Origin of the sequence: uncultured Roseobacter sp. (genome assembly GCF_947496515.1) — a bacterium.
GTDB lineage: Bacteria > Pseudomonadota > Alphaproteobacteria > Rhodobacterales > Rhodobacteraceae > Roseobacter.
Window position 1 is genome coordinate 40,036 of record NZ_CANMDB010000013.1, and the last position, 9,180, is coordinate 49,215.

Here is a 9,180-nt window from a genome sequence, read left to right on the forward strand (position 1 = left end):
CTGCGGCTCGATGTTTTCGCCATAGCGAGTCGGGCTTGCCAGATTGCCTGCCCTGGTTAAGGTCTGTCACGTTTCACTTAAACAGCACTGTTCTTGGCGCTTCTGATACGCAGTTCGTCCAAATTTGCGCGCAATCAATCAATGGCACCCCAGTTCGGCGTGACCAACAAAAAGCGACCAAAACAAGGAAGATTCGTAGAATTTGAGTAAACTCCCCTCTCTCTTAAGAATACATACACTCTGTTGATTTAAAACACTTATCTGGACTTTCGAATGTGAGGAAAATCCACGAAGTCGGACCGATCCCTCGCTCTGCTTCTCGGGGCTTCCCGAAATATGACAATCAGAAGGCAAAAATTGGAATACGGCCATATTTTGGCCAGATCGGGCCCAAATAAAGCGACGTGAAAGGGTCGAGTATGAGAATGAGTGAAGTGATTGAGGCATCATCGCTGGTGTCGTGTCCGCCGCCGGGGTCCGTGAACGTGTGTATCGGAAAAGCGGTGGAGGGACCTGGAGGAAGATGGATTCCATGCGCCTCCGCAATTGCCAATGGCGCGTATGTGTCTTGCGTCTACGAAGTTGGACCAGGCCGCAGGCAGGTTTGTTCCGGCGCCCAACCGACGTATTCCGCCGACGAAGCGCTGTCCCGGGCCATTGAACTCGCTGTGACCGCCGCAGCATAGGGCGCCGGACGAGCGATTGTTAACTGAACGCGCAAGCATCCCGAACCTAGCTTAGTCGATACGCGGATGGGCAGTTGTCCTAACGGGTTTCCAAAATGGACACACTGTGGGATCGCCAGTGTCTGCACGCCAGCACATCGCTTGAGCAGTTCAACTGATATCCCGGGCCATTTTATTGTCGACCTGCCGCGGCTTGGGGGACCAGAACTTTCCCCCCGTCTCGTCGAGCCTGTTGGTCAACTCGGTCTTGCTCATGGGCTTTCCGAAATAGAATCCCTGAAGATAGTCGCAACCCATCCCAGCCAAGATACGCGCGTGCTCTTCGGATTCCACACCTTCGGCGACGACGCGCATGCCGAGGCTTTTCCCGATGCCGATTATGGAGTCGGTCAACGATCTGGCACCTGCATCCGATACAACCGGTTGGATGAAATGGCGATCAATTTTCAGGATCGCCGGTCCAATCGCGAGGAGCCCGCGCACCGATGCGTGACCGGTCCCGAAATCATCGAGTGCAATGGTCACGCCCAGCTCTTCAAGCTCGTCGATGGTCCACCGGACCATATCGCCAATGCGATCCAGGTAGACGGATTCCAGAATCTCGACTGTCAGTCGCTTCGGATCGATGCCGGAGCTTTTGATATCGTGGATGAACGTGGGATCTGCCAACCTGGCTGCGGAGACATTCACTGCGACCCGTGGAAGGTCGACGCCCGCTCGGTCAAAATGTGACAGAGCCTCCGACAAACCGGCGAAGACGATCTCATCGATCCTCTTGAGGATCCCAAGCTGTGCCGCTGTATCAAGGAAGGCAGCTGGCGCAAGGATGCCCTTGGTGGGATGGGACCATCTGACCAGCGCTTCGGCGCAAGCGATCTTGCCGGTCTGCGCATCAATCAAGGGCTGAAAATACGCGACAAACTCCCGTCTTTCGCAGGCAAGCAGGAGATCAGATGCCAGTTGTTTGGTGGCAATCGAGGCCGCGTGCATTTCTTCGGTAAAGAATGACCACCGCCCTCGACCATGCGACTTCGCGTGATAGAGCGCGGCGTCAGCGTCGGCGACGACCTGTTCGGGAACATCCATCTTGCCATTGGCAATGGCCACACCGACGCTCGCGCTGCAGGTGGTCGATTTGCCGTCGAATGAAAACGGTGCTTGCATCCTGTGTACGATCTCGTCGGCCAGACTGCTCACGTTCAGGGCGCTCTTGCCAAGTGGCTTCAAAATCACAAACTCATCCCCGCCCAGGCGCGCGACCAGATCGCTTTCATGAGTCAGATCCCGAAGCATATGGGCAACGGAAACAAGCAACTGGTCACCCGCATCATGGCCGAGCGTGTCATTTACGGATTTGAACCGGTCCAGATCGATGTAGAGCACAGCGAATTCTGTTCCGTGGGTCTTGAGGTTCCCAATCCAGGTCTTGAACTCGACTTCAAAGTGCCGTCGGTTTGAAAGACCAGTCAGCGCGTCTTCATTTGCGTCCTTGGCCACGGACCTTGCAAGTTCATGCAGGCGTGCGTTCTCCTTCTCCAGCCGGTGGATTTTTTCGACAGCTTTTGCATAGATTTCCTGATCGGCCATGGCGGGATGATCGTCCTGCCGCGCGGCAGACTTGCGGTGTTCCTCTTCCAGTTCAATGATCGAGCAAAGCCACCAGTGGTCGCCGGTTTCGGGATCGGACAGATGTGTCCAGCCCATGCGCTGCAAATAGGTGTCACCGTTTTTGCGGTTGTTAAGCGCCTTGGTCGAAAAGTTCTCCCAGTTCATCAGTTTTTCGATGATGTAGAGGTGAACGCCCTGCTCCAGATCCGGACCGATCAAAATGGTTCCGCGTTGTCCGAGTACCTCGTCGGTATCGTAGCCTGTGATCGTCTTAAAAGCCTTGTTACACCACTGAAATTCCATGACGGCACCGTCGTCACTCGACGCCAAAGCGAGTGCCAGCCCTTCGGTGCACTTGTCATTGATTTGATTGAATATTTGAGCAGGTACCACGGGAGCGTTCTACATTGTTCCGCGATTACATAGCTGCCAAAAGACTAAGAACGTTTAAGCAAGAACAATGTATGAACTCTTTTTGTGGAAAAATAGAACGATCGGGCGGCGAAAGGTCTTTGACGTCAGCACCTGCCCGACAGATTCAGGGCCTTCCGCGCCGATGCCCGAAGATCCTGTGGCTGGACTGCGAGTGTTGAACAGCCATGTGAGCGATACTAGAAATCCGCCTCTTGATCGCGCTTAGGGGAGGGGGCATTGGTCCAGCTCTTCCACCACCTTGTCGTAGAAGACCTCAGCAATGCCTATCCAGAACCCAGCGGTCGAGCGGCTGGCATTGTGCCGCATCGTTCGACATCCGCGCTCGGCCAGCAGATCACGCGCATCGCGGTAGGAGAGCGGCAATCTGAACTCTCGACGCAAGGTCAGCAGGATCACATCCTTCGCAAAACGGTGTGCTTGCGCACATCTCGGCAGCACATGGCTTACTGTCGCCTGCCACATGCTGTCATTCCTTGCGGTCTTCCAACGTGTCAGCCTCGGTCGGCGTGCTACCCGCAGGTTGATCCGCGTCCAGTTCTGCCTGATCCGCACCAAGTGCCGCCGTTTCCGGGGTCAGAGCCCGCGCAATGGGCTTAGCCTGGAATGATACCTTGTTTTCCGGGGTGACAGCTGGCGCTGTTCTGAGCCGAAGGATGGCGAACGAAAGCAATAGAACATGCGCAGCACCAGTGACCGAGAAGAGACTGGCTGCGCCGAAAGATGTCATGGAAAATCCCGCGATCGTCGGGCCAAAGATGGAGCCGATCCCGAAGACCAGCAAGAGCCCCCCGCTGACCTGAATATAGGTTCCCGGTTCGGCGTGGTCGTTGGCATGAGCGGCGATAACCGGATACATCGAGAACACGGTTGCGCCGAAAAGGGCCGACAGTGCGAGCACTATGACAGGCTCGGTTGTCCCGGCGAGAAGAAACAGTGCGTCGGCCAGCAGCGCGAAAACGGTGATCGCGATCAGCACCTTGCGCCGGTCAAGCCTGTCGGAGACGATGCCGACCGGGATCTGGATGGCCGCACCGGCAAGGATCGGGATGCTTGCAAAGAGCGCGATGTCCGAAAGCGACAGACCGATGCGGGCACCGTAGACGGCGGCAAGCGTGCCGAAGGAGGCGTTGGAGACCCCGACCATCAGAACCGCGAAAACGGCGATGGGCGAGTTCTTCCATAGGCTGCGCAGGTTGAGCGACACCTGGGTGAGCGGCCTTGGCGTTGTGGTCGCACTGATCGCAGTCGGTAGCAGAGCGAGGCAGTAGACCATCGCTGCAAGGACGAAGAAGAAATAGCCATTTGCATCGCCAAGCGTCAGCACCATCTGCCCGGCCGTTGTCGCCGCGAGGTTCACCATGGTGTAGATGCCGAAAATGCGTCCGCGGGACGCGGCATCAGACCGTTCGTTCAGCCAGCTTTCCACAATCATCGCAGCCCCGGCAAAACAGAATCCAGACAGCGCCCGAACGGGTATCCAGACCTGCGGTACCATAAGAACCAGCGACAGCAACACGGCGATGGCGGCAATTGCGCACATCGCGCCAAAGGCCCGGATGTGGCCGACACGGGCAACCAGCGCTGGCGTGCGCAAGCAGCCCGTGACGTAACCGATGGCCCAGCCGGTTCCCAGCAGGCCAAGAGAGGCCGCGGTGAACCCTTCTGCTTCACCGCGAATGGGTAGGATCAGGCTGTTGACGCCGCCCGCAAAGAGCAGGAACGCTGACCCCATGAGCAGGGCGGTGAGAGGGAGCAGGCTTCGTACCATGAGTGTCAGGACCCTCTCACAACCACTTTGAAATTCTGAAAATGAGCAGCAATAGGAGTCCGCTGATAATGGATACAGCTGTCAGGAGCAAGAATGCAGCTGGGTCTGACGTTCCCGGAATACCAACGACGGTCACGCCGAAGAGACCTGTCAAAACCCCAAGGGCAGAAAAGTAGCAGCGAGCACGGACAGCACTTAACTAGTGCGATCAAGCGCATGGGCGCGGTCGACGTCAAGGTTGTCCTGAAGTGCTGACAGCCGGTCGCTTGCAGCGTCCAGTCCTTCCACGATGCGGCGCGTGCGATCAGCTGTCTTCGGTAGCAGTACCAACTCATTCGGCGCCATGCCCCGGCGATCAACGGCTGCCAGTGCCGCGATAACTTCTCGGTTGGCAAATGGGCGTCGTCCGAAACGGTCTCTTTGAATGTATCGGTTATCTCTTCCAGATCCAGCCAACGATTTCAGTTCAGTTCTTAGCCTAAGGAGCAGTCCGGCCAGAAATCCACCACTGGTCCCCGGCGCACATCCTTCCTCTGCCGATTGCCGGATCGCGTCGATAGCTCAGACCTTGCGCATCCGCGCCGAGATAATCGCTTTTCGGCTGACCTAGACGCGCAACGACATCATGGCTCTCCGATGCTCACCTGGTCTCGAGACTCTCGCAACGCGGTCTTGTTTCGCTTTGCAAGAGGGCGCCAGCCGCGATGTCCGGCAACTGGTGCAATGCCCGTGGACGCAGACCGGGATCCTACAGATCGAGATGCAGCCACCGAGAGCCTGACTGAGGCCCCTGATCGATCGCATTAGCTTTCCAAGCCTGCCCCTTGATTTCCTATGATTTTGTGGGGGGAGTGCGGGCCGATAGGTTCGCGTCTTTCGGGGGCGATCCTTTCATCGTCGGTCGGCGATTTGTCATCCAAAGCCAAAGGGCACCATTGGGTTTTGGCTGCAGGATGGCCATGCTCATCGCGTCGATGACACACTGCGCTTTGCCGTCTTTGCCCAAGGCCCGGCCGATGGTGCGGCCGCCGGATACAGAAGGCCTGCCGAGGGTGGCACGCTGGTGATGTCCGCATTCCACAACACGTCCGGCGCATCGGTATAGAAGGCGCGATCCACCGGATCACGTGTTGGCCGGGCGCGCGGATTGCATTCAGTCGTCGCCACGAGCTGTCGTCGGCTGAGACACCTCAAACCCATGGCTTTCTCCATCCGGTTCAGCTTGAATTCGCGGCGCACCACAGGTTTGCTTTGACGTCTTGTGGATCGCGGCAATCCGTTTGCTCAGCGCTCCATGAGCTACCTGACGGTCAGAGCACGCGATGCGTGATCCCGGGAGAGGTCGGGACCGGTACGGATGCGATAAGGGACCGCTCGGAACAAATAGTTGAGGACCTCCCACGCGGTCTTGCGATCTGCCCTGTCCACGAGTTGTGTGAGTGCACTCTCGCAGGTCTGGCCCATGCTAAAAACAGATGGAGCCTATCCTCCATTGTCTGAACGTCGGCGATCTTCAAATGAAAGGCGCCTCTCTCCGCGGATTTGCAGTGCAGATCGTCTGTCAGGCAAGGGATGGGAAAGCGCTTGAATGTCTACCACCGAGGTCTGTTCGTTGCCCGGCAACACATGTTTGCATTTGGGGAAAAGTCCCCGACATCCGTCAAGCGCCAGACGTCATGCCACTGAACGCATCGAGGTGGCGCTGACCGCGTCAGATGGGGCGAGCGAATGGGTGGATCGTCCAGCGGCAGGAGAAGCACGTCGCGCGAATGCGACGGATATTGCCTCCTCCACTGCCGTGAGAACCGTTGAACGGGCCTCTTTCCGTCCCCCTTTCAACCCTCAACCGTCGTATGCTTTCGCCAGTCGGCACCTGCTTTCCGGTTGATCCCGGGGCCTTTGCTCCGCACCGCGATCAAAGCATACCCCCCGGATCACGCCGCGCATGACCCTGCCGGATGCTGGCACGTGGGCTCCCACCAAGGCCTTTTCGGATACGCTCTCTTCTAGACCTGTTGGGGATCACACCCTCCAACCGCAGGGGCGCCCACACTCCCAGTCTTCCCAGAATACGCCTGCGTTCGCGAAATACGGAGCACGCAGATACGAATTCATGCCGCGGATGATGATATTGCGGTGCAGGTGAAAGAGTGCGCCAGACCTCATTGCGGCAAGGCAGGGACCTCCGGTGGGCGGCTGAAGATCTGGAAGTATTTCGAGAAGTTGGCCAATGGTGCGTTGCCGACATAGATTGCATCACCGTCGCGCAACTGAAACTGGTTCGCCCGTAGCCGCTCGCCCGGGCTGCTGTAGTCGATCCGGAAAATGACGTCTCCCGTTACAATTTCGCGTGTCCCGTTCCTGCGCTGCAGAATGAAGCTTTCACCCACTGGCTGGCGACGGAACAAGAAGACCGAACCAGGGTTGGCGCGGCTGTCCAGCAGACCACCGGCCTGACCGATTCCATCGGACAGGCTTGTCGTGCCCTCCACGAAATCGAAGGTGCCCGTCGCCCCGAGCGCGCCATCGGCCACAAATCGCGCGTCGCCGCCGCCGACGACAACGGTATCCCCCGGCAGAAGCGGGATGTTGCGTCCGGTATCGGTGATGACGTTAGACAGTATTTCCTGACCGCGCCGACCGCGCCGCAAAACGGTTACCACGGTCTGATCAGGTGCCGAAACGGTGCCGCCCGCATTGGCCAGACCGTCCAAGACGGTCTCACCGCGTGAAGTCAGGCTGAACACACCAGCTGCGGGCACCGCACCCTGAACGCTGTAGGTATCGGTTTCCTTGCGGGTAATGCTGACGGTGGCATAGGGATCCACCGCAGTTTCACGCAGCTTGCGCGTGATGATCTGCTGCGCCGCGCTGATCGATTTGCCACCGACGTTGATCGTGCCCGCAAAGGGAAGCGAGACGTTACCCGATTGCGACACCGCAAAATCGCCGAGGTTGAGCATGGCGCTATCCGCGGGATTGAAAAGGCCAGACTCGCTACCACCAAAGGCGGTTACGGCGATGGTATCGCCTGGTTTGATAACACCGGGAACGTAGCGCTGCGCGCCCAAGCTCTGGAAGCCACCGCTGGCGCGCGGTGTCCCGAGCGCCCGGACCACCTGATCGGTCAACTGCAGGATGGGCGTGCCGCTCTGCCGGGCATCGGAGACCACCTCGCGGGTTTTGGGACCATCGGCGGGTGCACAGGCAAGCACACCCAGACAGGCGGAAATGACGGCGATGCTACGGATCATTGCTAGACCTCAACTTCGTTTGTTCCGGCCCCGGTGGGCTCATTATTGCTCGATCTTGCACTGAGGATCACGACCAGTGCCGATACGTCAAGCGGCGCGCCCGCGATTATGGCGTCCTGTGTCAAATGATCGGCAGCTTGTCGCGCAGATGCTGCACTCTCCAGCGCGTGGTGAATCTCATGTTCCGGTGTGACGGAAGACAGACCGGTAGAGCACAGCAGGTACCTGTCGCCGGGTCGCGCCTCGCCGCTATCGGTCTCAAGCGACAATTGACGCGATGCGCCGACAGCACGGGTAACCACCTGGGTCAGGACCGGGTCCGTGTGATCGCGGGTCAGCAGTCGCAACTGGCCATTGCGCAGCAAGTAGCACCGCACATTCCCGCACCAGATCACCGCGTACCGGTTGCCTTGCACCAAGAGCGTCGCACACGAGGCCGCGAAGTTATGCTCCCCGTGCAACGCCCGCGCGCAGAGTATCGCATTGGCCCGGCCAAGCTTTCCCTTGGCCTCGGCAATCAGGTCGTTCATGGAAAACGGGCCCGAGATGGCGCCAAGCGTCTCGCGAACCGTGTCGACCGCGCTGCGCAGTCCTGCATTCATGCCGATCCCGCTGATCAGGCTCAGGGCCTGCAGGTCCTCGCCGAGAGCGGTGGCGTCGGTCAGCACCGCGCTGCGCGTGCCTTTGAGCGTACTCGCACCTGCCTCAATCGTCACCAGCACCCGGGCAGGGCGCACGCTCGCCGCTTCTGGCACCAGAGGTCCGGGAAGGTCTTCGCCCTCTTCGGGCGCATCGTGGGAGGGTTCTGAGTGCGGCGACGCCGCGGCAGAAAGGAAATGATGGTGATAATCCTCCGGATCGGGCAGATCGTCGAACCCCATGACAGATCCGTCGCCACCCGGTGTCCACCAGATGCTGCGAGCATCATCCGTGGGCAATCTGCGCAGGTTTGGCTCGTACCAACCCGGCGGCACCAGCGCGTCTACCGCCGCGTCGAAGGTGTCGCGGCGGAATGCTTCGGACAGAGTGGAGAGCGCCAGTGCCTCGGCCTTGTTGTACCACCCTTCAATCTGTCGTGGCAGCCCGCTGAGAGGGCCACGGTGACCCGGCAGGGGTGTGACCAAGATCAGCGGGAAGTACCGGCCCACCCGGTCGACGCTGGGCATCATCACCAGTGCCATGGTGGTGTGGCTCAGGATGTCTGCGCTCACCGCGCCGCGCCAGACGGGAGCGATCAGAAAGGCATCGAGCCAGCCCCGTCCGAGCGCACGCTGGCTCTCACGCATGCTGTGCCGCGTCCAGTCGTCCAGCGCATCAACCAGTGGCCGGGGCAGGTTGCGTTCGACAAAGTCCCCTTGGGTCGGGATCTTGCCAAAGTAGCCGGTTCGGTTGATACCGCTGCCATTTGCCATCTCGCCCCGTGTCATCG

At 59.1% G+C, this 9,180-nt stretch carries 5 protein-coding genes; all 5 read right to left on the reverse strand.

All coding sequences use genetic code 11. From position 1 onward, the window contains the following. Positions 1–836: 836 nt before the first annotated feature. Positions 837–2,597, reverse strand: coding sequence for an EAL domain-containing protein (locus Q1A53_RS19135; protein WP_299969524.1), 1,761 nt, complete (start codon positions 2,595–2,597; stop codon positions 837–839). Between the two features lie 333 nt (positions 2,598–2,930). Next, positions 2,931–3,191, reverse strand: a complete 261-nt coding sequence (locus Q1A53_RS19140; RefSeq protein ID WP_299969526.1) for a hypothetical protein — start codon at positions 3,189–3,191, stop codon at positions 2,931–2,933. A 4-nt stretch (positions 3,192–3,195) separates the two neighbouring features. After that, positions 3,196–4,461, reverse strand: a complete 1,266-nt coding sequence (locus tag Q1A53_RS19145) for an MFS transporter (protein WP_366872948.1) — start codon at positions 4,459–4,461, stop codon at positions 3,196–3,198. 2,198 nt (positions 4,462–6,659) lie between these two features. Then, positions 6,660–7,751 carry a polysaccharide biosynthesis/export family protein gene (locus Q1A53_RS19150; RefSeq protein WP_299969531.1) on the reverse strand — a complete coding sequence of 364 codons (1,092 nt, stop codon included), beginning with the start codon at positions 7,749–7,751 and terminating at the stop codon, positions 6,660–6,662. Between the two features lie 2 nt (positions 7,752–7,753). Further along, complete coding sequence (gene tagF / locus Q1A53_RS19155; protein WP_299969535.1) at positions 7,754–9,178, reverse strand: type VI secretion system-associated protein TagF; 1,425 nt, start codon at positions 9,176–9,178, stop codon at positions 7,754–7,756. Between the last annotated feature and the right edge of the window lie 2 nt (positions 9,179–9,180).

Excerpts from the sequence above, each read along its gene's own strand:
- Q1A53_RS19150 (WP_299969531.1), bottom strand. The coding sequence starts at position 7,751 with ATGATCCGTAGCATCGCCGTCATTTCCGCCTGTCTGGGTGTGCTTGCC.
- Q1A53_RS19145 (WP_366872948.1), bottom strand. The coding sequence starts at position 4,461 with ATGGGGTCAGCGTTCCTGCTCTTTGCGGGCGGCGTCAACAGCCTGATC.
- tagF (WP_299969535.1), bottom strand. The coding sequence starts at position 9,178 with ATGACACGGGGCGAGATGGCAAATGGCAGCGGTATCAACCGAACCGGC.
- Q1A53_RS19140 (WP_299969526.1), bottom strand. The coding sequence starts at position 3,191 with ATGTGGCAGGCGACAGTAAGCCATGTGCTGCCGAGATGTGCGCAAGCA.
- Q1A53_RS19135 (WP_299969524.1), bottom strand. The coding sequence starts at position 2,597 with ATGGAATTTCAGTGGTGTAACAAGGCTTTTAAGACGATCACAGGCTAC.